20 protein-coding genes are annotated in these 22,496 nt (G+C 74.7%); 11 read left to right on the top strand and 9 right to left on the bottom strand.

Annotation, left to right across the window (positions count from 1 at the left end):
* Positions 1-589: 589 nt before the first annotated feature.
* Complete coding sequence (locus D7318_RS30295; RefSeq protein ID WP_120700451.1) at positions 590-994, bottom strand: winged helix-turn-helix transcriptional regulator; 405 nt, start codon at positions 992-994, stop codon at positions 590-592.
* A 146-nt stretch (positions 995-1,140) separates the two neighbouring features.
* Between D7318_RS30295 and D7318_RS30290 the strand changes: the two genes are divergently transcribed.
* From D7318_RS30290 to D7318_RS30265, 6 genes are read left to right on the top strand one after another with little or no spacing between them, the layout of a single operon-like run.
* A complete protein-coding gene (locus D7318_RS30290) occupies positions 1,141-2,025 on the top strand; it encodes an MBL fold metallo-hydrolase (RefSeq protein ID WP_120700450.1) in 885 nt (294 codons plus the stop codon).
* Complete coding sequence (locus tag D7318_RS30285; RefSeq protein WP_120700456.1) at positions 2,025-2,870, top strand: MBL fold metallo-hydrolase; 846 nt, start codon at positions 2,025-2,027, stop codon at positions 2,868-2,870. Before D7318_RS30290 ends, D7318_RS30285 begins: the two co-directional genes overlap by 1 nt.
* A 29-nt stretch (positions 2,871-2,899) precedes the next feature.
* Entirely contained in the window at positions 2,900-3,862 is a 963-nt protein-coding gene (locus D7318_RS30280) for a phosphotransferase family protein (protein WP_147437882.1), read from the top strand.
* A gap of 37 nt (positions 3,863-3,899) precedes the next feature.
* Positions 3,900-4,142 (top strand): DUF2630 family protein, encoded by a 243-nt coding sequence (locus D7318_RS30275; RefSeq protein ID WP_120700448.1) that lies wholly within the window; start codon positions 3,900-3,902, stop codon positions 4,140-4,142.
* Between the two features lie 27 nt (positions 4,143-4,169).
* A complete protein-coding gene (locus D7318_RS30270; RefSeq protein ID WP_120700447.1) occupies positions 4,170-5,048 on the top strand; it encodes a TrmH family RNA methyltransferase in 879 nt (292 codons plus the stop codon).
* 17 nt (positions 5,049-5,065) lie between these two features.
* Positions 5,066-5,449 carry a VOC family protein gene (locus D7318_RS30265; protein ID WP_120700446.1) on the top strand — a complete coding sequence of 128 codons (384 nt, stop codon included), beginning with the start codon at positions 5,066-5,068 and terminating at the stop codon, positions 5,447-5,449.
* 21 nt (positions 5,450-5,470) lie between these two features.
* Here the strand turns inward: D7318_RS30265 and D7318_RS30260 are convergent, their stop codons facing one another.
* Both D7318_RS30260 and D7318_RS30255 read right to left on the bottom strand, forming a co-directional pair.
* Entirely contained in the window at positions 5,471-6,529 is a 1,059-nt protein-coding gene (locus D7318_RS30260) for an NAD-dependent epimerase/dehydratase family protein (RefSeq protein ID WP_120700445.1), read from the bottom strand.
* 12 nt (positions 6,530-6,541) lie between these two features.
* Positions 6,542-6,997 (bottom strand): MerR family transcriptional regulator, encoded by a 456-nt coding sequence (locus tag D7318_RS30255; protein WP_120700444.1) that lies wholly within the window; start codon positions 6,995-6,997, stop codon positions 6,542-6,544.
* A 158-nt stretch (positions 6,998-7,155) separates the two neighbouring features.
* Here D7318_RS30255 and D7318_RS30250 point away from each other — a divergent pair, with 158 nt between their 5' ends.
* Positions 7,156-7,464, top strand: coding sequence for a hypothetical protein (locus D7318_RS30250; protein WP_120700443.1), 309 nt, complete (start codon positions 7,156-7,158; stop codon positions 7,462-7,464).
* A gap of 62 nt (positions 7,465-7,526) precedes the next feature.
* On the opposite strand, the gene D7318_RS30245 is transcribed toward D7318_RS30250, so the two are convergent.
* Together D7318_RS30245 and D7318_RS30240 are read right to left on the bottom strand one after the other, a co-directional pair.
* Positions 7,527-8,741: an acyl-CoA dehydrogenase family protein gene (locus tag D7318_RS30245; RefSeq protein ID WP_120700442.1), complete on the bottom strand. Its 1,215-nt coding sequence runs from the start codon at positions 8,739-8,741 to the stop codon at positions 7,527-7,529.
* Between the two features lie 14 nt (positions 8,742-8,755).
* Positions 8,756-9,217, bottom strand: a complete 462-nt coding sequence (locus D7318_RS30240) for an SCP2 sterol-binding domain-containing protein (RefSeq protein ID WP_120700441.1) — start codon at positions 9,215-9,217, stop codon at positions 8,756-8,758.
* A gap of 99 nt (positions 9,218-9,316) precedes the next feature.
* On the opposite strand from D7318_RS30240, the gene D7318_RS30235 reads away from it, so the two are divergent.
* The gene (locus D7318_RS30235) at positions 9,317-9,964 is read left to right on the top strand and encodes a TetR/AcrR family transcriptional regulator (protein ID WP_120700455.1); all 648 of its coding nucleotides are present in this window, start codon (positions 9,317-9,319) and stop codon (positions 9,962-9,964) included.
* On the opposite strand, the gene D7318_RS30230 is transcribed toward D7318_RS30235, so the two are convergent.
* A complete protein-coding gene (locus tag D7318_RS30230; RefSeq protein WP_120700440.1) occupies positions 9,952-10,833 on the bottom strand; it encodes a MaoC family dehydratase in 882 nt (293 codons plus the stop codon). The two genes, D7318_RS30235 and D7318_RS30230, sit on opposite strands and share 13 nt — an antisense overlap.
* Positions 10,830-12,167: a 3-oxoacyl-ACP reductase gene (locus tag D7318_RS30225; RefSeq protein WP_120700439.1), complete on the bottom strand. Its 1,338-nt coding sequence runs from the start codon at positions 12,165-12,167 to the stop codon at positions 10,830-10,832. The genes D7318_RS30230 and D7318_RS30225 overlap by 4 nt, the downstream gene beginning before the upstream one ends.
* A 71-nt stretch (positions 12,168-12,238) precedes the next feature.
* On the opposite strand from D7318_RS30225, the gene D7318_RS30220 reads away from it, so the two are divergent.
* Genes D7318_RS30220 through D7318_RS34370 form a run of 3 tightly spaced genes read left to right on the top strand, consistent with a single transcriptional unit; the run spans position 12,239 to position 17,255 of the window.
* The gene (locus D7318_RS30220; RefSeq protein WP_120700438.1) at positions 12,239-13,576 is read left to right on the top strand and encodes an acetyl-CoA C-acetyltransferase; all 1,338 of its coding nucleotides are present in this window, start codon (positions 12,239-12,241) and stop codon (positions 13,574-13,576) included.
* Between the two features lie 4 nt (positions 13,577-13,580).
* Positions 13,581-15,497, top strand: a complete 1,917-nt coding sequence (locus tag D7318_RS30215; RefSeq protein ID WP_120700437.1) for an AMP-dependent synthetase/ligase — start codon at positions 13,581-13,583, stop codon at positions 15,495-15,497.
* A gap of 39 nt (positions 15,498-15,536) precedes the next feature.
* Complete coding sequence (locus D7318_RS34370; RefSeq protein ID WP_230424249.1) at positions 15,537-17,255, top strand: GNAT family N-acetyltransferase; 1,719 nt, start codon at positions 15,537-15,539, stop codon at positions 17,253-17,255.
* A gap of 10 nt (positions 17,256-17,265) precedes the next feature.
* Here the strand turns inward: D7318_RS34370 and D7318_RS30205 are convergent, their stop codons facing one another.
* A complete protein-coding gene (locus D7318_RS30205) occupies positions 17,266-19,230 on the bottom strand; it encodes a class I adenylate-forming enzyme family protein (protein WP_183091671.1) in 1,965 nt (654 codons plus the stop codon).
* Positions 19,231-20,268: 1,038 nt separating this feature from the next.
* The gene (locus D7318_RS30200) at positions 20,269-22,224 is read right to left on the bottom strand and encodes a polysaccharide lyase family 7 protein (protein WP_230424248.1); all 1,956 of its coding nucleotides are present in this window, start codon (positions 22,222-22,224) and stop codon (positions 20,269-20,271) included.
* Positions 22,225-22,496 lie beyond the last annotated feature (272 nt).

The following is a 22,496-nucleotide window of genomic DNA, read 5'->3' as shown; positions in this document are numbered from 1 at the left end:
CGCCCGGAACCAAGAACCGCCGTCCCGCACCCCGCTACGACGTTGGCAAAACCGTCAAACGACCTGAGACCCTCAAGGCCATCGGCAGACCTTGCCGATCTTGGTAGATAAAGAACAAGCTAAGCGGGGCATAAAGCCCAACAGGCCCGCTGAACGGCGCACGCGCTCGCCTCGGACCGGCCCGCTCCATCAGCTCAACGGGTCCGCACTGAACGACGAGAGCGGCGGCCAGGGCAGGCCCGAAGGGTGCGCGCCACCGCGACCGACCCCCGGGAAGACGGCCGCCGACGAGGGACGCGGCCGCGCCCGTTCGGCGAACGGCCTCAGACGCCCACAGGCCGATCGGTGACCGCGACGACCGCCACCCACCACCCTCCCTCCCGTAGGTGCCAGCCCTGACCCGCACCAGAAACGAAACAAGCCACCGCGGCAGGCGGCCCGCACCACCGGACCCTCCGTAGCCGCCCGCCGTCCGGGCCGCGCCGCGCCGCGCCGCACCGACACGTTCCCCGCCTCCTCGTCGCCCCCCGGGCGTACGCCCCCCGCCAGCAACGAGTTTCCGGCCGCGGGCCCGGCGGGATGCCACCCCTCACGGGGACGCGTCGTACCGCGCGCGGGCTCTTCTGATGTCCTCGCGGTGGCGGGCGCTCCAGTCGCACACGGTCAGCAGCGGTTCGCGGAGCGAGAGGCCGAGGGGGGTCAGGGTGTACTCGACCCGGCGCGGGTAGGTCTGGTGATCCCTACGGGTGAGCAGGCCGTCCCGTTCCATGCCGCGCAGCGTCTGCGTGAGCATCTTCTCGCTGATCCCGCCCGCGAACTCCCGCAGGGCGGACCTGAGTTCGGCGTAGCGCCTGGTGCCGTCGGCCAGGAGCAGGATCACCAGCCCGCTCCACTGGTCGGCGAGCCGGTCCATCCCCACGCGGTCGTCGCGAGTCGCGTGCCCGCGCGCCGCGCCGGGCGATCCCGGCCGTGGGCGGATGCGTGCGTCGTCCATGCCCCGACCGTACAAGCGGCCCCGACCGTACAAGCGCCCCGGCGTCCGCGTGTCCCCGCGTCCGCACTTGCAAGTGCGTACTCCCCAGCCGACCTGCGCCGATCTAGCGTCGGGGACGGATTCATCCCCGAGGAACGGCACCAGAGATGACCCTTCCCGCGCACCGCGCACACGTCCGCGTCGGCTCGACGATCGTCACGTATCTGCCGGACGGCCACGGCATCCACCCCGCCGCGGCGACGTTTCCCGACGCGGACTGGACCGCGTATCCGGACCAGCTCGACGACGAGGGGCGGCTCACCCTGTCCTTCGGGGCCTTCCTGCTGGAGGCCGGGGAACGCAGGATCCTGGTGGACCTGGGAGTCGGCGCCGTCGACGTCGAACTCCCGGGCGGCGGTGGGGCGGTCGGGGGCGCGTTGCTCAAGAACCTTGCCGAGGTGGGCCTTTCCGCCGACGACATCGACACCGTCGTCTTCACCCATCTGCACCTCGACCACGTCGGGTGGACCACGGATGTGCCCCCGCACCCCGTGGATCCTGCCGAACGGGCCCCGGCCGGGCTGACGTTCCGCAACGCTCGGCATCGCGTGGCCGAGGCCGAGTGGGCGTACTGGACACGGACCGGCGGCTGGGGAGCGCCCGACCGGCGTGTCGTGCTCGAACCGCTTTCCGGCGTCGTCGAGTTCCTCAGGGACGGGGAGACGATCGCGCCGGGGATCACGGTGCACGCCACGCCTGGGCACACGCCGGGGCACCTGGCGGTCGCCGTGGCCGATCCGGACCGGCCGGAGGCCGAACGCGTGCTGATCGTGGGGGACATCCTGCACTCGGCGGTGCAAGTGGCCGAGCCTGACTGGTCGTTCGCCACCGATGTCGATCCGGGCCGGGCGCTCGCCGTGCGCAGGGACGTCCTCGCGACACCCGACGCCGTGCTCGCGGCCGGGCACGTCACCGGGCACGTCTTCGGGCGCGTCGAACGCACCGCCTCGGGAACGGTGTGGGCCCCGGTGTTCGACGGGGGCGGCGCGTGATGCGCGTGCACCACATCGACTGCGGCGCGATGCGGCCGCTCGGCGGGCGGCTGATCGACGACCGGCCCGGGCTGCTGCGCCGGGGCGAGATGGTCACGCACTGCCTGCTGATCGACACCGGCGCCCAACTCGTCCTCGTGGACACGGGGTTGGGAACGCCAAGCGTGGACGGGGCCCGCGACTGGCTGGGGCGCGGGCTGGTTGCCGCGTTCCGACTTGGCGGCGACGCGGGGGAGACGGCCGTGGCGCGGGTGAGAGGGCTCGGCCACGACCCGGCGGATGTCTCGGACATCGTGCTCACCCATGGGGACGGGGACCACGCCGGTGGGCTCGTGGACTTCCCCGACGCCAACGTGCACGTGTTCGCCGAGGAGTTGAGGGCGCTCAGCGCGCCCAGGACCCGGCTGGAACGCACCCGCTACCGTCGCGCGCACTTCGCCCACCGGCCGCGCTGGATCCCGTACGAGGACGCGGGCGAGCGGTGGTTCGGATTCGAGGCCGTCCGTGCGTTGAAGGGGCTGCCGCCGGAGATCCTGCTGGTCCCGCTGGCGGGGCACACGCGCGGGCATGCGGGTGTGGCCGTCGACACCGGGGCGGGCTGGCTGCTGCACGCGGGCGATTCCTACTTCCACCGCGGGGAGTTGGACGCCACGAGCCCTCACTGCCCGCCGGGCATCGGCCTCTTCCAGCGGATGGTCGAGTCGCGGCGCCGCGAACGCCTGGCGAACCAGCGGCACTTGCGCGAGCTGGTCCACGACCACGGCGACCGGGTGACCGTCTTCTCCGCCCACTGCGCCGACGAGCTCGACGCCTTCGGCGGCTCGCGGGGCGCCGCGTCGGCCTGACTGTCGGTGCGACCCCGTACGGTTCCACGGTGGAGAACACGGCGACGAGGGCGCTCATGGCGCGGGCGCTCGAGGCGTTCCGGGTGGCGCCCGTGGGGCGGCCGGGGGTGGCGCTCGAGTCCAGGTCGGGGGCCGGGGTGCACACCGTGCGGGCGGAGGGCGGGGAGGTCGCGTATCTCAAGGTCACCGGGGCCGAGGCGGGGCGTGGGCCGTTGGCGGCGGCCCGGCGGGAGCTGCGTTTCTACCGGGAGTTGGCGCCGATCGTGCCCGTGCGCACGCCGCGCCTGCTCGGCGCGTTGGACGCCGACGACGGGGTGGCCCTGCTGCTCGCGGCCGGGGGCGAGGCGCGGGACGCCGCGTCGTGGACCCCGGGGATGTGGGCGGCGCTCGGCCGTGACCTGGCCGCGCTGCATGGCACGCCGGTGCCCGAGGCCGGTGGCTGGGGCGGCCGCCCCGACGCGTTGCTCGCGGCCCTCGACGCCGCCGACGCCCCCGACGCGGCCGACACCCCCGACGCGGCGGGGATCGGCGCGTTCTGGGCGGCCTCGCTCCCCCGGCTGCCCGACCTGCTCGACCGCCGTGACGCGCTCAGGGCCCGGCTCACCGAGCGGCAGCCGCCCGTCCTGGTCCATGGCGACTGCCACACGGACAATGTCGTGCACGACGCGGGCTCGCTCGTCTTCTGCGACTGGCAGGAGACACGGATCGGCCGCCCCGCCTCCGACCTGGCCTTTCTCCAGGTGCGCGCGACCCCGGCGGGGACGACCGTGCCCCGGGCGCTCATGGACGCCTACCTGGACGCGCGCCCATGCGACCGGGACGCTCTCGAACGTGCCCTGGTCGCCGAGGAGTTGGCGATCCTGCTGTTCCTGTGGCCGCCCTTCGCCCCGTTCAACGCCCCCGAGGCGGTCGAACGCGTCCGCCGCAGGGCCCGCGCGCTGGCGGCGCGGTACCTCGGCGAGGAGGTCGACCCTCAAGCGCGGCCGTCCTGAAGAGGCGGGACGCGGGAGCTGGCCGTAGGGTGGCCCCATGGAAGACAAGGACATTCTGGTCCATGTCGGGCAGCTCGTGGACGAGGAGCGGGTGCTCCGGGCGCGGGCGGCCGGGCGTGGGCTGGGGGAGGACGAGCAGGCGCGGCTCGCCGGGGTGGAGGCCCGGCTGGACCAGTGCTGGGATCTGCTGCGACGGCGGCGGGTCAGGGAGGGCGCGGGAGAGGACCCGGACGAGGCGACGGTGCGGCCCGCGTGGGAGGTCGAGGGGTACGAGTCGTAGCCCGAGGTGCTGGGGTAGCCTGCTGGGGTGGCGGCACAGCGGATCACGACGCGTAACGCTCGGTTCCAGCAGTGGCAGGCACAGCTCACCAACAGGAACAAGCGGCAGAGGGCCGGGGAGTTCCTGGTGCAGGGGGTGCGCCCGGTGTCGCAGGCGGTCGAGCACGGGTGGCCCGTCAGGGCGCTGCTCTTCGACGAGAGCCGTCCGCCGACGCGTTGGGCCAGCGGCCTGTTGCGGGACGTGAAGGCCGAGAAGATCGCCATGGCACCGGAGTTGCTCGCCGAGCTGGGCGAGAAGGACGAGGGCGTCCCCGAGTTGGTCGCGGTGGCCGAGATGCCGCCGGACGAGCTGACGCGGATCCCGGTGGGCCCCGGCTTCCTCGGGGTGCTCTTCGACCGGCCGACCAGCCCCGGGAACATCGGCAGCATCGTGCGTTCGGCCGACTCCTTCGGCGCGCACGGCCTGGTGGTCACGGGGCACGCGGCCGATGTCTACGACCCCAAGTCCGTGCGGGCGAGCACGGGTTCGCTGTTCGCGCTGCCCGTCGTCCGGGTGCCGGGACAGCGCGAGGTCGAGGCGTGGCTCGCGGCGGCGGCGCCCGAGGTGACGGTCGTCGGAACGGACGAGCGCGGGTCGGTGGACATCACCGAGGCCGACCTCACCGGGCCCGTCCTGCTGGCCGTCGGGAACGAGACGACCGGCCTGAGCGCGGCCTGGCGCGAGCGGTGCGACGTGCTGGTGCGGATTCCGATGACGGGCTCGGCGTCCTCGCTCAACGCCGCGAGCGCCGCCAGCGTCGTGCTCTACGAGGCGGCGAGGCAGCGCGGGTTCAAGCACGGCGCGTCCGAGCGCGGCGGATCCGAGCACGGCGCGTCCGAGCACGGCACGTCCGAGCAGGACACCTAGCGGGAGCGAGGGGCGGCATGGCGCGGATCCTGGACATCGTCGTCGACTGCGCGCACCCGGCGCCGCTGGCGCGCTTCTGGGCGGCGGCGCTCGACGGGTACGCGGTCGCGCCGTACGACGAGGCGGAGCTGGCGCGGCTGCGGGCGCTGGGGTACGAGGGCCCTGAGGACGATCCGACGGTGCTGGTCGAGTCGGCGGACGGCGGGCCGCGGCTGTGGTTCCAGAAGGTGCCCGAGCCCAAGCGCGTCAAGAACCGGGTCCATCTCGACCTGCGCGCGGACGCCCCGGGGGCGGAGCTGGCGCGGCTCGGCGGCCTGGGCGCGCGGGTGGTCGAGGAGCACGAGACGCTGACGGTGCTGTGCGACCCGGAGGGGAACGAGTTCTGCCTGATGCGTTCCTGATCCCCTCCGGGGCGGTGTCCCTCAGGCCGCCGGATCCCGCACGAGTCCCGCGCGGAGCAGGCTGTCGCCGGTCTCGACGATGGTGGTCTCGGGGTCGCGCGGCCGCCAGCCGAGGACGGTGCGGGCCTTGTCGGTGCGCAGCACCGGCCTGCGGCCCAGCTGGCTGAGCACGCCCCGCAGGTCCGCGTGGGAACGGGCCGCCTCCCGCGCCTGCTCCTCGGTCAGCTCGGTGGTCGGCACGCGCGTGGCGCGCTCCCCCAGGTGCTCGGCGAGGGTCCTGGCGAGCTCGAGGAACGTCATGGTGGCGTCGCCGCTGGCGAGGAACCGCTCCCCCGCGGTGGCCGGGTGCGCCATCGCGCGCACATGGATGTCCACGACGTCGCGCACGTCCACCACGCCGAAGGCCACGGGAGGAACGGCGGGCATCGCGCCATCGAGCATCGCCTTGACCAGGTTGACGGAGGTAGACAGGCGGGAGCTGAGGACGGGGCCGAAGATGCCGGTCGGGGTGATCACCGTGAGTTGGAGATCGCCCCCTTCCTCCCGGACGAAGTCCCAGGCCGACCGTTCGGCGATGACTTTCGACCGGACGTAGGGGGTGTGGTCGGCGGACGGGATCGTCCAGTCCGTCTCGTCGTAGGTGTCACCCGGCTTGGGCGTGTAGCCGACCGCGGCGAACGACGACGTCAGCACGGTCCGCCGCACCCCGTGGTCGCGCGCGGCCCGCAGGACGCGCAGCGCGCCGTCCCGCGCGGGAACGATGACCTCGTCCGCGTCCTCCGGCTGGGAGGCAGGGAAGGGCGAGGCGACGTGGTGGACCTCGGCGCAGCCCGCGACGGCCTCGGGCCAGCCGTCGTCGGACGACAGGTCGGCGGTGACGATCTCGAGGCGGTCGCCCGGGTCGGTCCCCGCGGTCGCGAGGGCGGCGCGGACCTCCTCGGCGCGGGTGGGTGTGCGGACCGTGGTGCGCACGCGGCGGCCGTCGCGCAGAAGGCGGTCGACCAGGTGCGTTCCGAGGAAACCGGTGCCGCCGGTGACCAGAACACGTGCGCCGTTCGGCGTGGGGGTCGTGCTGTCCATGGATGTTCCCTCTCAGCGAAGCGCGTCCGCGCCGTGGATGAGTTCGTCCGTCGCCCGGCGTTCGGCCTCGGCGTCGGAGCGCCGCCTGGCGGCCCACAGGTCCGCCTTGAGCCGCAGATAGCGCTGGCGGGCGCGCAGCCGCCGGATCTCCTCGTCGACCCGCTCCACGTTGCGGCGGAACAGGTCGTGCAGCTCGGCGGCGGCGCCGGGTCCCCCGCCGAGGTGGCGGAGGTAGGCGCGCATGTCGCGCACGCTCATCCCGGTCGCCCGCAGGCAGGCAAGCGCCTCGATCGTCTCCACCGTGGCGGCGTCGTAACGCCGGTGGCCGCTGCTCTCGTCGCGGTCGACGCGGGGGATGAGCCCGATCTTCTCGTAGTACCGCAGCGTCGGCTCGGACAGACCGCTGCGCCGTGACACCTCCTGAATCGTCAGGGGCGGGCGGTCCACGCGTTTCTCCGTCGCTGCCATGCGGCCGAGTCTCCGGCACTTCAAGCGCTTGAGGTCAAGCGCACCGCCCCGCCGCCCCCGGCAGGTCGCGCGCCTGGCGCAACGGCGCGCGGCTCAGCGCGCGCGGTGGACATCGCCCCGGCGGGCCGGGGCGCGGGGGCGGGCCTACTATCGAACATGTGAACGATCTGCCGTCCGATGTGCCCCGCCTGCGGGCCCTCGCCGCCTGGCTCGAGTCCCAGCTGGGCGCCGTGCGGAAGGCCATCGACGCGGCGGAGGAGCGGGACGGGCCGCGCTGGTGGGTGCAGTGGATGCGCACCGCCCCTGGCGAGCCCCGGCGCGGCGTGCTGCACCGCGCGGGCTGCTGGTGCCCGGGCGCGCCCGACCTCCACCTCGCCGACGCGCGGCGCGTGCTGGCCGAGCACGGCACCGGGATCGAACGCTGCCTGGTCTGCCGCGCCGAGGTCACCCCGCAGCCGCCGGGGTGACCCCATCACCCGTGCGCCGAAGGGGAGTTGCGCGGAACGAACCCGTCAACGGAACGAGCCCGTCAACGGATCGGGTGGCCCGAGATCGCGCGCGCGATCACCAGGCGCTGGATCTCGCTGGTGCCCTCGAAGATCGTGTAGATCTTGCCGTCCCGGTACATCCGCTCCACCGGGTGGTCGCGGCTGTAGCCCGCGCCGCCGAGGATCTGGATCGCCTTCTCCGTGGCCGCCACCGCGAGCTCGCCCGCACGCAGCTTGGACATCGAGCCCTCAGCCGCGTGGAAGGGCCGCTCCGTGCGCGCCATCCACGCCGCGCGCCAGATCAGCAGGCGGACCGCGTCGATCTCGGTGCGCAGGTCGGCGAGGGGAAAGGCGATCGCCTGGTTCTCGATGATCGGGCGCCCGAACGCCTCGCGCCCCTTCGCGTACTCGAGCGCGTACTCGTGGGCCGCGCGGGCGATGCCGAGGGCCTGGGCGCCCACGGTGGGGCGGGAGACCTCGAACGTCGCCATCGCCGCCTGCCCCTTGGCGCGGCCGCCCTCGCGCGCCCGCGCGAGCCGCCGTTCGAGTCGCTCGCGCCCGCCGAGCAGGCAGTGGCCCGGCACGCGCACGTCGTCGAGGAAGACATCGGCGGTGTGCGAGGCGCGCAGCCCCAGCTTTCTGATCTTCCGGCCGCCGGTCAGCCCGGCCGTCCCCGGCGGCACGACGAACGCGGCCTGCCCGCGCGAGCCCAGCTCCGGGTCGACGGAGGCGACCACGACATGGACGGCGGCGATGCCCCCGTTGGTGATCCACGCCTTCTGGCCGCCGAGCACCCACTCGTCCTTGGCCTCGTCGTAACGCGCCCGCGTGCGCAGGGCGGAGACGTCGGAGCCCGCGCCCGGCTCGGAGACGCAGAACGCCGCCACACGGGGGGCGTTCGCGTCGCCGAAGCACTGCGGCACCCACTCGGCGAGCTGGTCGGGGGTGCCCGCGGCGAAGATGCCCGCCACCGCGAGCGACGTGCCGAACAGCGCCATGCCGATGCCCGCGTCGCCCCAGAACAGCTCCTCGTTGGCCAGCTGGAGGGTGATCCCCGTGGGGTCGCCGAACATCTCGGCCAGCGACTCGAAGCCGTAGAGGCCGATGGCGGCGGCCTCCTCGATGATCGGCCAGGGGGTGTCCTCGCGCTCGTCCCACTCGGCCGCCGCGGGCCGCACGACGTCGGCGGCGAAGCCGTGCACCCAGTCGCGCACGGTGCGCTGCTCGTCGGTCAGGTCGAGGAAGAAACCGCTCAACGTCCCGCCCTCCCTCAGCCCTTGGGGATCTCGAAGAGGCGGGTGAGGCCCGAGGCAAGACCCATGTCGCCGCCGACCCTGAGCTTCCTGGCCATGAACATCATGACCGGACTGCCGTGCCCCGACACGAGCTTGAGGAACTCCGCGTCGCCCATCGTGAGCACCGTGCGCGGCTCCGCGTCCGAACGGCCCTCGGCCACCGCACACTTGCCATCGGCGATGGTCGTCTCGTACACCACCACCGGGTCGCCGGTGATCTCCCAGCGGATGAGCGCGGTGAGGCCGCCCGCCTGCTCGGGCCTGAACTGCCCCGCCAGGCGCCCGAATATCTCGGCCAGCACGCGCGGGCGCGTCTCGCCACGCATCAGCCGCTCGATGTCCTTGCCCGACGCCTTCCCCACCAGCGCCGCGAACTCCTCGGGCGTGATCTCCCCGAAGTCCCTGCTCTCCAGACCCTCAAGGCCGGTGTCACCCATCAGCCGCTCACCCGACTCCCTGCCGCCCGCACCTTCCTTACCAGGAAGTAAACTTACCAGAGAGTAAGGTATGAGGGGAACGTGGGTAGGGTGACCAGGGTGAAGGACAAGCCGAAGCGCCGAGTGCCGAGGAGCGTGCGCGAGCGGGAGATCGTCGACGCGGCGGTCCACGTCTTCTCCCAACGCGGGTACCGCGCGGCCGTGGTGGACGAGATCGCCGAGCTCGCGGGGATCTCCAAGCCGATGGTCTATCTCTACTTCACCTCCAAGGAGGGACTGTTCGTCGCGTGTGTGCGGCGGGAGGCGCGGCGCCTGGCGGAGACGTTCAGGGAGGCGGCGCAACGGGCGGGCGGCTCACCGGAGTTGCGGCTGTGGGCGGGGCTCTCGGCGTTCTTCGCCTTTGTCGCGGAGCGGCGGGACAGCTGGGTGGTGCTGCACCGGCAGGCGCCCGAGCAGAGCGAGGCGATCGCCGCCGAGCTCGCGGAGGCGCGCCGGACGGTGATGGCGGAGGTCACCGCGCTGGTCGCCTCGGGGATCTCGGACAGCGACGGGGGTGACCATCTCGGGGAGTTCGAGGCGGAGTTCGTGGCGCACGCGCTGGTGGGCGCGGCGGACGCGGTCACCGACTGGATGGAGCGGCACCCGGACAGCCCGCCCGACGGGGCCTCCCTGCGGCTGATGAACATGGTGTGGATCGGCATGCGCGACGTGCTCGCGGGCGGGACCTGGGCGCCTCAGGCACCCTGAGGCCCTTGACCCAACGCCCGTGTGCGGCCCGTCAGATGGACGCGGTCGCCGGTGGCGGAGCGCAGGGTGAACGGGCCTGGCGTGGTCGCGTGGAGCGTCACACGGGCGGGCAGCGGCACGGGGGCGCTGAAGGCGGCCTCGACGGTGAACGCCCCCGGCAGCGCGTCCTGTTGGGCGGCGAGGCAGCGGGCGAGCGACCACATGCCGTGCGCGATGGGTCCTGGCAGCCCGAACAGGCGGGCCGTCAGCGGGTGGAGATGGATGGGGTTGCGGTCGCCCGAGGCGGCGGCGTAGCGGCGGCCCGTGTCGGCGGGGACGTCCCAGGGCTCGCCGGGGCCCTGGACCTCGGGCGGCACCTCGGGCGGCACCTCGCGCGGGCCATCGCGCGGCGCGTCGGGCGCACGCCTCGCACCGGGCCGTCGCCGCCCGTCCCGGCGCAGATAGGTGCTGGTCGAGTGCCACACGGCGGCGCCCGTGGCGTCGAGCGCGGTGGTCCTGATCTCGAACGCCGTGCCCCTGGGGTGCGGGGCGAGCCCGCCCGCCTCGACGCGGTGGCGCAGCGGCTCGTCGGCGGCCAGGGGCCTCCGCTGCTCGACGCGGACTCCCAGGTGGATCAGGCCCGTCGGGCGGAACGGGAAGTCGCGCCGCGTCATCAGGTCGAGGGCCAGGGGGAACGCCGCCGTGTGCGGGTGGGTGGGCGGCAGCGGGTCGGTGCGGGCGAACGCGCAGACCTCGGCGTAGCGCGCCAGCGAGGCGGGCTCGGCGGCGGCGGGCGCGCCGGTGACGACCCGGGTGGGCAGCGGCCCGCGGCCCGTGCGGGGCAGCAGCAGGGCGCGGGCGTAGGAGCGGGCGAGACCCGGCACGGTCACGCCCCCACCAGGGACTGGCCGCACACGCGCAGGACATGGCCCGTGACCGCGCCGGAGCCGGGGGACGCGAGCCAGGCGACGGCCTCGGCGACGTCGACGGGCCGCCCTGGCTGGCCGAGGCTGTTGAGCCGCGCGGCGACCGTGCGGACAGGGAACGGCATGGCCGCCGTCATGCCGGTGGCGATGAAGCCGGGCGCGACGGCGTTGGCGGTGATGCCGCGCGGCGCGAGCAGCGGGGCGAGCGCCTGGACCAGGCCGATCGAACCCGCCTTGCTCGCCGCGTAGTTGGTCTGCCCCGCGGCCCCGGCGAGGCCGTTGACCGACGAGGTGGCGACGACGCGTCCGCCGTCGCGCAGCAGCGGCGCGAGGGCCGCGGTGAGCCGCTCGACGGCGGTCAGGTTGACGTCGATGACGGCGTTCCACTGCTCGGCGGGCATCCGGGCCAGGGTGCGGTCGCGCGTGATCCCCGCGTTGTGCACCAGGATGTCGAGGCCGCCGCCGTGCGCGTCGCGCACCCGCGCCTCGATCCTGGCGTCGGCGTCCCGCGCCGTGATGTCCACGGGCACGGCGGTGCCGCCGAGCCGGTCGGCGAGGGCGTTCAACGGCTCGGCAGCGCCGGGCACGTCAAGGCACACGACGCGGGCCCCTTCGCGGTGCAGGACCTCGGCGACGGCGGCGCCTATGCCGCGCGCCGCGCCGGTCACCAGCGCGGTGCGGCCGTCGAGCGGGCGCTCCCAGTCGGCGGGCCGCGCCGCGGCCGACGGCACGGCGGGCGGGTCGAGGCGCACGACCTGCCCGCTGACGTAGGCGGAGCGGGCGGAGAGCAGGAAGCGGACGGTGGACTCGGTGAACTCCTCGGCGCCCGGGGCGACATGGAGCAGATGGGCGGTCGAGCCGCCGCGCAGCTCCTTGGCGAGCGAGCGGACGAAGCCCTCGAGCGCGCGCTGGGCGGCGCGCTCGCGTGGCGTGGTGGTCAGCTCGGGCGGGGTGCCGACCACCAGGACGCGCCCGCAGGGGGCCAACGACCGTACGCGAGGCCCGAGGAACGCGTGGAGCGCGCCGAGCCCCCGGCTCTCCCTGATGCCGGTGGCGTCGTAGACCAGCGCGGCGGGCCGCGCGGCGCCCGGCTCCACGGTGGCGCCGCAGGACGCCAGGACCGCGCGCAACGCCGTTGCCACGCGGGCGTGTTCGCCCTCGCCCAGCTCGACGGGACCGGTGAGCACGGGCCGCCCCCTGTGGTGCCGCGCCAGGGGCGCGGGTCGGGGCAGGCCGAGCCGCCGGGCGAGAAACGCGCCAGGTCGGCTGGTCACGAAGGAGAGATACCGGTCGGCCATTGATTTCCTCCTTACCGCGCGGTAAGTCTACTGATGAGTCAAGTCCGCGGTGACCGGAAGGGGTGAGGGCCATGGGGGCGTCGGGTGTGCGCCGGGTGGCGGTGCTCGGCGGGAACCGGATCCCGTTCGCGCGGGCCGACGGGCCCTACGCCACCGCGTCCGACGGGGAGATGCTGGCCGCCGCGCTCGAAGGGCTGGTCGAACGGTTCGGGCTGCGCGGGGAGTTGCTCGGCGAGTTCGTGGCGGGCGCGGTGCTCAAGCACAGCAGGGACTTCCAGCTGGCGCGCGAGACGGTGCTCGGCAGCGCGCTCGACCACCGCACCCCGGCGTTCGACGTGCAACAGGCGTGCGGCACGGGCCTCGAGGCGGTCATCCTGGTCGCCAACAAGATCGCGCTCGGCCAGATCGACGCGGGCGTCGCGGGCGGCGTGGACACCGCGAGCGACGTGCCGCTGGCGTTGGACGACGGGCTGCGCCGCCTGCTGCTCCGGGCGCGCCGTGAGCGGACGCCGCCCCGCGGGCTGCGGGCGCTCGCCGGGCTCCGCCCGCGGCATCTGCTGCCGGAGATCCCGCGCAACGCCGAGCCGCGCACCGGGCTCCCGATGGGCGAGCACGCCGCGCGCACCGCCGCGGCGTGGGGCGTGACCCGCGCCGACCAGGACGCCTTCGCGGCGGCGAGCCACCGGCGGCTGGCCGCCGCGTACGCGCGGGGCTTCTTCGACGACCTGCTCACCCCGTTCCGCGGCCTCGACCGCGACCAGAACCTCCGCCCCGACAGCACACCCGAGCAACTGGCCGCGCTCCGCCCGGTGTTCGGCGTTCGACAAGGGGACGGCGGAGAGGGTGCCACCATGACGGCGGGGAACTCCACGCCGCTCACCGACGGCGCGGCCACCGTGCTGCTGGCGAGCGAGGAGTGGGCCGCGGAGCGCCGCCTGCCGGTGCTGGCGTATCTGACGCACGCCCGCACCGCGGCCGTCGACTTCGTCGAGGGCGACGACGGGCCCGACGGGCTGCTGATGGCGCCCGCGTACGCCGTTCCCCGGCTGCTCGACGACGCCGGGCTCGGCCTGGCCGACCTCGACGTGCTGGAGATCCACGAGGCGTTCGCCGCCCAGGTCCTCGCCACCCTCGCCGCCTGGGAGGATCCCGCGTTCGGGACCCAACGCCTGGGCCTGCCGGGGGCGTTCGGCGCGGTGGACCGGGCGCGGATCAACCCCATGGGCTCGTCGTTGGCCACCGGGCACCCGTTCGCGGCGACGGGCGGGCGGATCGTCGCCACGCTGGCCAAGGAGTTGCACGAGCGCGCCGGTGAGCGCGGCGGCGGACCCGTCAGGGGGCTGGTGTCGGTCTGCGCGGCGGGCGGCGTGGGGGTCACCGCCATTCTGGAGAGCCGACAAGGGAGTTGATTCCGTGAGCGTGCACCGGGACCTCAGGCGATTGCGGCGCGGCCGACTGGCCGCCCGCGTGACGCCCGAGCTGATCAGGGAGGGCGGCGCGGTGCGCGAGGTGCGCGTGCCCCCGCTCGTCCCACCGCTCGCGCGCGGCAGCGTCGCGGACATCCCCTTCGCCAACGCCGCCGAGGCGCAGGGCGCGGTGGTCGTGCGGCGCAAGGAGGGCGACCGGTGGGTGCCGGTCACCGCCGCGGCGTTCGCGGCCCGGGTCACCGAGGTGGCCAAGGGCCTGGTCGCCGCCGGGCTCCCGGCGGGCGGCCGGGTGGCGCTCATGGCCCGCACGAGCGCCGACTGGGTCGTGCTCGACTTCGCGATCTGGGCCGCGGGCGGCGTCACCGTCCCGGTCTACGCGACGTCGTCGGCCGACCAAGTGGCCTGGATCCTGCGGGACTCGGGCGCCTCGTTCCTCGTCGTGGAGACGGCCGCGCACGCCGGAACGGCGGAGCAGGGGCGCGTCGAGTCGGGGATGCCGACGCCCTGGGTCATCGACGACGGCGCGCTCGACAAGCTGGCCGGGCTCGGGCGGACCACGCCGGACGCGGCCGTGGACGAGCGGCGCGCCGCCCTAGGCCCCGACACGGTGGCCACCGTCGTCTACACCTCGGGCACCACGGGCCGCCCCCGGGGCTGCGCGCTCACCCACCGGAACCTGCACGCCGAGGCCACCACCCTCGTCGCGCTGCTCAAGCCCGTCTTCGAGGAGGCCACCGGGCAGACGCCCACGACCCTGGTCTTCCTGCCGCTCGCCCACATCCTGGGCCGGGCCATCCAGATCGCCTGCCTGTCCGCGCGCATCGAGACGGGCCACTGCCCCAGCGTCAGGCCGGACGACCTGCGCCCCGAACTCGCGTCGTTCCGGCCGACGTTCCTGGTCGGCGTGCCGTATCTCTTCGAGAAGATCCACGACACGGGGCGGGCCACGGCCGAACGCATCGGCAGGGGCGCGTCGTTCGACCGGGCCGACCGCGTCGGCGTGGCCTACGGCGAGGCCAGGATGCGCGCCCACCACGGCACGGGCCCTGGCCCTGGGCCAGGGCTGCGGCTGGCCAAGGCGCTCTACGACGTGCTGGTCTACCGCCGCATCCGCAAGGCGCTCGGCGGCCGGGTGCGGTACGCCATCAGCGGCGGCTCGCCCCTCGACCCGAGGCTCACGCTGTTCTTCTTCGGCTGCGGCATCGTCGTCTACGAGGGCTACGGCCTCACCGAGACCACCGCCGCCGCCACCCTCAGCCCGCCCCTCGCGCCGCGCCCCGGCACGGTCGGGCTCCCGCTGCCCGGCACGGCGGTGCGGATCGCCGACGACGGCGAGGTGCTGATCCGCGGCGGGATCGTCACCACCGCCTACTGGAACGCCCCCGAGGCCACCGAACGCGCCCTGGACGACGGCTGGTTCGCCACCGGTGACCTCGGCGTGCTCGACGACGAGGGCTATCTGGCCATCACCGGGCGGAAGAAGGACATCCTCGTCACCAGCGGCGGCAAGAACGTCTCGCCCGCCCCGCTCGAGGACCGGCTGCGCGGCCGACCGCCCATCGGCGCCTGCATGGTGGTCGGCGACAACCGCCCCTTCGTCGCCGCGCTGATCTCCCTCGAACGGGAGGCGCTCGACCACTGGCTCACCGTCAGGGGCCGCCCCGCGGGCACGCCCGTGGCGGAGCTGCGCGAGGACCCCGAGCTGCTCGCCACGGTGCGGCGCGCGGTCGACCACGCCAACGAGTCCGTCTCACGCGCCGAGTCGATCCGCGCGTTCGCCCTCGTGGACGGCGAGTTCACCGAGGAGAACGGCATGCTCACCCCGTCGCTCAAGGTGCGGCGGCAGGCCGTGGCGACGGCCTACGCGGCGGAGATCGAGCGGCTCTACGATCGGAGCTCCTGACCAGCGCATGGATCCGGCGGGAGGTGGGGCGGGGTGGGCGTGGCGATCCGTCCGGCGCGGCAGGGCGAGGCGGCGGCCCTGGGCGCCCTCATGCTGCGCTCCAAGGGCCACTGGGGCTACGACGCGGCCCACCTGGCGGCGTGCCGCGATGAACTGACCCTCGATCCGGGCGAGTTGGCGGCCCGGCGCGTGGTGGTCGCCGAGGACGCCCACGAGGTGCTCGGCCTGGCCTCGCTCGAAGGCGAGCCGCCCGAGGGCCTGCTGGGGCTGCTGTTCGTCGAGCCCTGGGCGATCGGGCGCGGGATCGGCTCCGCGCTCCATGCCCATGTTCTCGGCCGGGCACGGGAGTTGGGCTTCACCCTGGTGCGGGTCGAGGCCGACCCGCACGCCGCGGGGTTCTACGAACGCGTCGGGGCCCGCCACCGGGGCCCCGGCCGGGACGGGCTTGTGCTGTTCGAGGCGGCGCTGGCGCCGCGCGCGGGCTGGCTCGACGCCTGGACGGGCGGGCGCCGCGCGGTCCACGTGGGCAATGTCGCCGACTTCCAGGGCCAGTTCGGGCCACTGCCGCCCGCCGCGCGCAAGGGCGCGGGGCACTACTCGGGGCTCGCGGCGTTCGCGGGACCGCACCCCGCGGCGCTCGTGCTGCCCCGCGCGGTGCCCGAGGGCTGGGTCGACCTGGTGGGGCGGCAGCTCGGCTGGGGCGCGGTGGAGGTGTTCGACGGGCTCGACGGGGAGCGTGGACCGGCGGGCGCGGTGCTCGAACGCCCGGCGCTCGCCGCCCATCTGCGTGGCCTCGCGGCGCCGTTGCTGCCCTGGGGCCGCACCGCCGCGTTCGCCGAGCTGGCCGGGGAGCCCTGGCGGCCCGGCGCGCTGCGGAACGAGTCGAAGCGGGCGGCGCACGCGCTGTTCACGCGGCTGGCCGGTGGCCACCCCGGGATCGTGGTGCCCGCGCAGTGGGCCGCCGCCACCCGGCGCGAGGCGGCCGGGCTGCTGCGGGCGCGTTCCGGGCTGCGGTCCATGGTCAAGTCCGCGCATGGCGCGGGTGGTTCGGGGGTGCGCCTGGTGGGGTCCCGCGACCGGGGGCGGGCGGCGCTGCGGGGGCTGCCCGAGGGGCCGCTGCTGATCGAGGAGTACCTCGCGGGCGACGGCGACGGGCCACGGGACCTCACCTATGACGGCGTGGTGGCCGCCTCCGGCGAGGCGTTCGACGTCGGCGTGGCCGAGATGGAGGTGCGCGGCCTGGCGTACCGGGGCGCGACGGTCGGCCCCGGCGTGGTCCCCGCCCCACTCGTGGACATCGCACTGAGCTTCGGCAACGCCGTCGGGGCCGCGCTGGCCGAGGACGGCTACCGCGGCTGGTTCGACGTGGACTTCGTGACCGCGCCCGGCGGGCGTCTCGCGCCCACCGAGGCCAATCTGCGCCTGACGGGACCGGCCGTGGCGTTCATGGTCAAGGCCCGCCTCGACGAGCTGCGCGGGGCCGACGACGGCTTCGTGGTGCGGGCCATGGACAGGCTGGAGCTCGGCGCCCGGCTGCCCGACGGCGAACTCCTCGACTGGCTCGGCACGTTGACGACGCGCTGCCGGGCGGTCGACGCGGTGTGCGTGCCGTCGATCGCCACGGCGGCGTTCGAGCCGAGCCCCTGGCTCGGCGTCGTCCTCGCGGCCCGCTCGAAGCACCGGCTGCTGCGCGCCGAGTCTCTTGTGCGCACGGCCGCCCGCGAACTGGCCAGGACCTTCGCCCCGTTGAGCCGGTAGCCCCGCACCGTCACACGCGCGCGGAACGTTCCTCGTGGTCCTCCTCGTCGCGGCGCCACGGCGGGCGCCACACCGCGAACACCGCCACCACGACCGCGGCGATCATCAGCGGGACGTTGAACACATAGACGAGCAGCGCCTGTTGGGGCCAGTCGTCCTTGGCGGCCAGCCGGTAGGCGTTGTCCTGCGGCCACCACGACGCCATGAGCCACACCAGCGACACATGCGCCGCGACGGTCAGCGACAGCGGCTTGCCCTGGCGGGCAAGCAGCGGCCAGCCCGACAGCAGGAAGGCCACGCCCGCGCCGAACGCCGCCCACTCGGCGACATAGAGCGCCCGAAACAGCTGCCGCCACGGCCCCGGCACGCCCGTCAGGTCCGTGGAGCCCGGCCAGATCGCGTCCGTGGCGATCGCCGCGAACACCGCGGCGATCACCGGCACGAAGAACCAGCCGACCACCGCCCTGCTGTCCTCGTCACGGATCGAGACGCCCTTCCCGCCCCCCGAGGCCCTGGCCGCCGCGGGCACGGCGGGGAGCGACAGCGCGCCGCGGTCCACCTTCCCCGCCCGGTCGCGCGGCAGCGCGTCCGTGGTCACGACCGTGTCGGGCAGCGCCCGCTCCTCGATCCCCCTGGCCCTGAGGTGCTGGCGCAGCACGGCGGCGCCCGGCACGCGGCGCGCGTCCGACGCGGGCTCGACATGGGCGACCAGGTACGAGGCGCGCCCGCCACCGGGCCCCGTGTCGCCGATGATCACCGCGTCGCGGATCCGCGGGTGGGCGGCCAGGGCCAGCTCCGCCTCATGCGGGTGGACGACCCCGCCGCCGACCTTGATCCGGTGGGCCGCCCGGCCGCGGAACTCCAATGGCCTGCCCTTGCGTTGACGCCCGAGGTCGCCCGTGGGCACGGCGGCGCCGCCGCCCGGCGGGGTCAGCCACACGAGCCCTGAACGGATCCGCACGCCGCACCCCGGCATCGGGCGGCCGAGATAGCTCACGGCGTGCGGGTCGGGCGCCGGGTCGGCGAGCTGGCCCGTCTCGAACCACGTTCCGCAACCCGCCACTTCGGCGGGGCCGTAGACGTTGATGACCCTGGCGCCGGTCCACAGCAGCTCCTCCAGCTCCACCTGCTCGGCCAACGTGAGCCGTTCGCCGCTCACGGCCACCAGGCGCGGCGGGCGGTCGCGTTCGGCGGGCCGACCACCGCCCTTGGCGTGGTCGCCGCCCGCGCCCCTCGGGCGGGCCAACAGCCGGGCGGCGGTGGCCGGGTCGGTGTCGAGCACCGTGCAGGAGAGGCCCTGGCCCGTGGGGCGAACGTTGAGCAGCAGCGTCGCGCCCGCGCACAGCGCGCGTATCCAACCCCCCGTGAACGCGGCCGAGTCGGGCGGCGCGGTCACCAGGCAACGGTCGTCGGGCTCGATCCCGTACACCTCCGCCCAGGCGGCGTGGGCGGCCAGCAGCGTGCGGTGCGTGGCGGGCAGGGCGCGGCGGTGGCTCGTGGTGCCCGCGCTGAACAACAGGGCGGCCCTGCCTGCGGAGTTGGCGGGGACCTTTGCCTCGATCGGCGCGGGCCGCGCCCGGTCGTCGAGGCAGATGACGGGGCGGCCGCCCTCGTCCACCCGCGCCCGGTGGGCGCGTTGGGTGACGACGGCCACGGCGGCGGCGCGGCGCAGCAGCCCCGCCGCCTCGGCGGGCTTCTCGTGCGGGTCGACGACGGCGTACGCGCCCCCGGCCTTGAGCACGCCGAGGATCGCGACCAGGCCGTCCGGCACCCGGTCGGTCCGCACCGCGACCGTCGCGCCGTCGGGCAGCCCGGCGGCGCGCAGCCGGCGCGCCAACGCGTCGGCCGCGCGGTCGAGTTCGCCGTAGGTGAGGTCGGTGGTCTCCGTCTGGATCGCTGCCCGCTCGGGGGCGAGCCGTGCGTGCGCCTCGAACAGGTGGTGGATGCGTGTGGCGTCTTCCGTCCCCCCTGGCATGTTCGGGGATTCTTCCAGAAGTTCGCCTCCCGCGGGGTTGGACGCCCGCCTCCGGCGGGGGTTTCGCGCTCGCGGGCGTGCGGTGGGGCGCGGCCCGCCTCCGGCGGTTGTTTCGCCCGCCCACCCACCCCTTTGCCTGCGGCATGGTGCCGCCGGGTTCGCTCCCGCGGCCATCAGCCGCGAGCGGTGCGCTCCGCGCTGCGGATCCGGCCCGGGGCCGGAAGGGGTGCGGCACCGCCGCCAAACGACGCGGGCCCGCAGGGGACCCCGCCGAAGGCGGTCCGCCCCGCGCAGCAGGCCCCTGCCGGGGGCGAGAAGGAGCGGCAGCGCCGGGGCGCCCGGCCGCCCCGGCAGGGCCCATCTCCGGCCACGCCGGGTCACCCAGGCCGCGCCGCTCGACACCACCCCCGGCAGAGCCCCCTCAGAAGCCCCGCCGAAGGCGGTCCGCCCCGCGCAGCGGGCCCCTCGCCCCCGGGCGAGAAAGCGCGGCAGCGCCGCCGCACGCCGGGCCCGGGCCCCGCCGGAGGCGACGCGCTGCGCACAGCGGACGGGCGAGGAGAGGGCGCCGGGCGACCCGCGGGAGGTGGGGGCATCCGCGCAGCGGAAACCCATACCGGCCGCGAGCCGCCCCGGCGAAGGGGCGCGGCACCGCCGCCAGGCGACGCGGGCCGCAGGCCGGGCCCGCAGGGAACCCCGCCGGAGGCGACGCGCCCCGCGCAACAGGCCCTCGCCCCGGGCGAGAAGGCGCAGCAGCGCCGGGGCGCCGGGCCCGGGCCCCGCCACAGACCGCACCCCTTCATCACCCCCGGCAGAGCCCCCTCGGAAGCCCCGCCGAAGGCGGTCCGCCCCGCGCAGCGGGCCCCTCGCCCCCGGGCGAGAAAGCGCGGCAGCGCCTCCGCACGCCGGGCCCGGGCCCCGCCGGAGGCGACGCGCCCGCGCAGCGGAAACCCGTGCCGGGCCGGGGCACCGGCCGGGGGCCGCCCCCCGCCGGGGAGGGGCGGACCGCCGGTGGGGGAACGTCGGGGCCAGCGCAGCGGACTACTCGTAGACGCGCACCCAGTCCACCTCGAACACCGCGGGGCGCAGACCGCCGTCGCCGGTGAAGTTGTCGAGTTGGATGTTCAGGTGGCCCGACGGCATCGTCTGGATGTCGCCGCGGTCCTCGTTCGCGCCGTTCGACGCGCGGAACCACTCCTCGCCGTCCACGTAGCCGACCAGCGCGTCAGGGGTCCACTCGAACGCGAAGTTGTGCCACTCCGTCATGTCGAGCGGGCACAGGTCGTAGCGCTCCTTCTCGTCCGTCGGGCTCTCCGGGTAGTGCAGGAACGCCGTGAGGCACTGCTCGTCGGGGTCGGAGTACTCGACCCAGTCGTACTCGCCGTTCTCCAGGCGGTTGCCCTCGGTGGGCCAGATCAGGTGGAGGGGGTGGTAAAGCCCGCCGCTGTCACCGGTGTTGCGGGAGCGGGAGCGGATCTCCCAGCGGCCGTACTGCTCGTCGCGCTCCTGGCGGAGCCACCCCGTGTCGCCGTTCTCCTCGCCACGCATGGTGAGGATGCCGTCGGCGACGGTGCTGTTCTTGGCGCAGCGGCGGCCGTTGCCCGCGTGCCCCTCCCAACAGCCCTCCGTGCCACCGACGTTGCCGGACGGCACCGCCCACCTGTCGGGGTCGACCGGGCCCGTGTAGTCGAACTCGTCGGAGATCGGCAGGGGTTCGCCCCAGCCGTAGCGGTCGGCGGCCGAGGTGTCGTCGGTGCCCTCGCTGCCGTCGCCGTCGCTGTGTGTGACGGTCAGGTCGTAGATCTCCACCTCGCCGTAGTTGTCGTCGCTGCATGGGGATGAGCGCTCGCAGTTGGCCTGCGTGTAGGCGCCCGCCTTGAAGTAGTTGGTGGAGTCGGAGTGGTCGATCGTCGTCTCCAGCTCACCGTTGTAGTAGATCTCGATCTCGCCGTCGCTCACCACGTACTCGAGCTCGAAGACCGTGCCCAACTCGTACTCGTCGGTGATCAGATGATGCTGGACGGTGTCTTCGTCGGTGATCCACAGCCGCGAGCCCTGGAGGCGCAGCGCGGTGACGTCGTCGTCGCCGCCGTGGATCTGGGCGCCGACGACCTCGGGCTTGTCCTCGGGCAGGTGGGTGAACGCCTCGCGCACCGTCATCGTGTGCGTGCCGGACGTCGAGGACCACTCGATCTCGTCCTCGCCGCCGCTCTCCATCTCCCGCAGCTCGGAGCGCGGATAGCTGGAGCCGCCGGTGGTCACGCCGTTGACGGGCGCGCGGAACGTGACCGCGTCGCCCGCGTCGTTGACCCGGAAGAAGGGGTCATGGGAGTACTCGTCGAGATCGGGCTGGAAGATCTCGGTCGGGTCCTCGTCGTCGCCGATGGGCAGCGTGACCTTCCAGTCGCTCAAGTCAAGGACTTCCGACGGGAGTTCGGCGTCGCCGCCACCGCCGTCGTCGCCACCACCTTCGCCGCTGCCCCAGACCTCGACCTCGGTGAGGCTGTTCCAGTCGCCCTCGCCGTCGCCCTCGTAGCCATGGCCGAGGTAGCGGATCCTCGACGTCTCGACGGGGTCGTCGAACGTGAACGTCTCGAGAGCCGTCGTCGTGCCGCTGGTCAGGCCTTCATAGGTGGTGACCCAGCGCGAGCCGTCCCAGTACTGGAGCTCGAAGACGTTCTGCCGGGTCGTGCCCTGGTGCACGGCGAGCTTGACGTGGCTCACGGTCCGCGTCGCGCCGAGGTTCAACTGGAGCCAGGCGCCGTCGCCTTCGCCCGACCAGCGGGTGCCGAGGTCGCCGTCGACGGCGTTCGCGGGCACGTTCTCGTCGCTGGTGCTCGCGCTGACCGCGCCCCCGCCCGGGGTCAGCTCCTCGTCGGCGGCCTGCGCGGTCGCCGGAGCGCTCAGCGCCGCCGTCGCCACGGTGAGGACGGCGACCGCCAACGGCAGCCGCCCTCGCCCTCTCCCGGCGGAACGGGTTACGCGGGTACCTCTCACGGGGATGCCCTCCTTCTCTTCGGGGTCCGCCCCCCGAGCCCGGGAGGCGTCTCGTCAGGCGTGACCGTAAGCGGCGCGGCGCGGGACGGGTCCCGCGCCCGACCGCCGCGTGGACGGCGAGGAGTGGCCCCGTTTCTGAAAAAGTTTCGGTGGCGCGGCCTCAGCAGGTCATCCCGTGGATGGCGTTCGCCGCCCGTGCTGACCTGGAAATCCCGGGGTAACGGAGTATTGACCCGCGCATGACTTGTCCTTAGCTTCTTCCGGAACCCTCT

The sequence above is a fragment of the Streptomyces radicis genome, assembly GCF_003626575.1.
GTDB lineage: Bacteria > Actinomycetota > Actinomycetes > Streptomycetales > Streptomycetaceae > Streptomyces > Streptomyces radicis.
Note: the sequence above shows the minus strand (reverse complement) of the source record. Positions and strands in the feature narration are given on the sequence as shown.

Bases quoted from the DNA above. Each gene is read 5' to 3' on its own strand.
- D7318_RS30295 (WP_120700451.1), bottom strand. From the start codon at position 994: ATGGACGACGCACGCATCCGCCCACGGCCGGGATCGCCCGGCGCGGCG.
- D7318_RS30290 (WP_120700450.1), top strand. From the start codon at position 1,141: ATGACCCTTCCCGCGCACCGCGCACACGTCCGCGTCGGCTCGACGATC.
- D7318_RS30285 (WP_120700456.1), top strand. From the start codon at position 2,025: ATGCGCGTGCACCACATCGACTGCGGCGCGATGCGGCCGCTCGGCGGG.
- D7318_RS30275 (WP_120700448.1), top strand. From the start codon at position 3,900: ATGGAAGACAAGGACATTCTGGTCCATGTCGGGCAGCTCGTGGACGAG.
- D7318_RS30265 (WP_120700446.1), top strand. From the start codon at position 5,066: ATGGCGCGGATCCTGGACATCGTCGTCGACTGCGCGCACCCGGCGCCG.
- D7318_RS30260 (WP_120700445.1), bottom strand. From the start codon at position 6,529: ATGGACAGCACGACCCCCACGCCGAACGGCGCACGTGTTCTGGTCACC.
- D7318_RS30255 (WP_120700444.1), bottom strand. From the start codon at position 6,997: ATGGCAGCGACGGAGAAACGCGTGGACCGCCCGCCCCTGACGATTCAG.
- D7318_RS30240 (WP_120700441.1), bottom strand. From the start codon at position 9,217: ATGGGTGACACCGGCCTTGAGGGTCTGGAGAGCAGGGACTTCGGGGAG.
- D7318_RS30225 (WP_120700439.1), bottom strand. From the start codon at position 12,167: ATGGCCGACCGGTATCTCTCCTTCGTGACCAGCCGACCTGGCGCGTTT.
- D7318_RS30220 (WP_120700438.1), top strand. From the start codon at position 12,239: ATGGGGGCGTCGGGTGTGCGCCGGGTGGCGGTGCTCGGCGGGAACCGG.
- D7318_RS30205 (WP_183091671.1), bottom strand. From the start codon at position 19,230: ATGCCAGGGGGGACGGAAGACGCCACACGCATCCACCACCTGTTCGAG.